The sequence below is a fragment of the uncultured Kordia sp. genome (genome assembly GCF_947496985.1).
Lineage (GTDB): Bacteria > Bacteroidota > Bacteroidia > Flavobacteriales > Flavobacteriaceae > Kordia.
The window spans coordinates 1-2,093 of the sequence record NZ_CANMEZ010000024.1; the positions used below are offsets into that span (position 1 = coordinate 1).

Genomic DNA, 2,093 nt, shown 5'->3' on the forward strand with positions numbered 1-2,093 from the left:
TGTGATGGATGATAGGTTACTGAGAACTGCGTAGCACTTTGTGTGCCAAGCGCGAAGGATGTAAAGTCATCTAAATTTAACACCGAAAAACCATCATTGTCATCATCACAAATGAGTTGATCATCAATAACATTTGCAATAGGCAATAAATGTACTACTGTAGAAAATGTTGTTGTTGCATAGCAACTGGGATTTTCAATATTTTCAATACGGACTACTATTGGATTACCGCCTACAATAGTATTTGTGTATGTATTAATTAAAGGACTTGTATTATTATCTGCATCATTTTGATTTTCATGATAGGTAATATTATATAATGTAGGATCTTGCGCACCTAAGACTTGTGAATTTATAGTAGTTAAATCAAAAGTAGTAATTCCATTTTGAGCATCTCCATCTGTATTGTCGTCACATAGTTGATAATTTAAAACTACATTTGCAGTAGGTTGGTCGGCTACATCAATAGTAAAATTTGTAGTTGCAAAACAACTATTTATATATAGGTTTTCTAAACGAACATAGATAGTTTCTTCTGTATAAGCAACTTGATTTGTATAAAGACCTATTAATGGGGCAGTATTTGTGTCGGCATCTTCTTGAGAGGTATGATAACTGACCGTATAATCAACGAAAGGGCTTGTTGTTCCTATAATTAGATCATCAAATATAGTGAGATCAAAATCCCAAAAACCATCATTATTATCATCACATTGAATTGTATTATCTGGCGTTGCAGCTATGACAGGATTATCAATGAATTCTACAACTATTTCATCATTTAAATCGCAACCACCTGGAATAGTTATTTCAACTGCGTACAATCCTGGTTCGGTTACAGCCAATGTGGCCCCTGTTTCTCCTACAAGTTCATCTCCATCTTTAAACCATTTATATATTACTCCACCTAAAGATACATTAGGATTTAATATAATAGTATCGCCATCACATCCTGCTGTTCGTAAGGCGAGTGTTTTATCTGGACCTAAATTACCACCAATATTAAAACTCCCTCCTTCAATAAATATAGCAGAATCATAACTTTCATCTGCGTTTTCTGCGATTACTAGTTTTATACTATATGTGGCATTAGGAATTACAAGAGATTCCGCAGTAAGAACAACAGTTTGACCATTAAAATCAGTAGCTCCTGCACCACTTAATCCAGTATCGTAAAATTCAGGTAATGCAAATTCTCCAAGACTTCCTGCAGCACAACTAGCAATGTTATGAATATTTGTGACACTCACAGGAATATTTGTTCCAGGAATTACTGCAATATTTCTCCCTCCTAAATTTACATTTATATCAGGTGTTGCTGGATTGGCATCATGATCGTAACTATTAGTTGAAGAAATACCTGGGCCGCTTAAAATGAAAGCAAAGGCATCTGCATAATCACAAGGAAATGCTTCTGTATATTCTTCAGAAGCCATAAGGTAGCGAAAGTTCAAACGATCGGTAGTTGGTGTAAATTGAAACTCTATTACAGTGGCATTAAAGGTAGCATTAGGTGATACTTGTAATAATGCTGCTATGTCGTCGTCTCCTTGCCAAGCTTGTGTTCCTTCTCCTAATGTATCATCATTAGGGCCTGGAATCCTATTGAGATTACTTGTTGTTAATACAATTCCTTCTTGAAAAGGGAAATCTGAACTACCTCTATTAAAATAACCATAACTAGGAAATCCATTTCCTGCAAACTCACTATTATTAGGACTTGTTACGTTACTGGCACTTGCACATGTACTATTAATTAAGATATCATTAATTAACTGATCTAAGGTATTCGAGTCATCTACTGTAATTTGAGCGGATACAATATTTAAGGAACATAAAAATAAAATACTTAGTAATACAGTTAGTTTTCTCATATTGCGAGTGAGTTTGGTATTTGTGTAAAGGGGAAAGCACCTTGGTACGGTTTCATATACATAACAATTAAACTCCTTAAAACCCTACTTTTCAAAGAAGGTGATTTTTATTAGAACAATACATTACTATTTCATAGTATGGCATAAAAAAAACCGAAGCTACTTTCTGCTTCGGTTTTTTGTTGTTGTTTTTTCTTTCTGTGTAAATTATCTCTTTAG

1 protein-coding gene is annotated in these 2,093 nt (G+C 34.1%); it reads right to left on the minus strand.

Going from position 1 to position 2,093, the window contains the following annotated elements; all coding sequences use genetic code 11:
* Positions 1-1,874 (minus strand): choice-of-anchor L domain-containing protein (locus Q0828_RS24340; RefSeq protein WP_298427964.1); only part of this gene is annotated, 1,874 nt, incomplete at its 3' end.
* Positions 1,875-2,093: the final 219 nt, after the last annotated feature.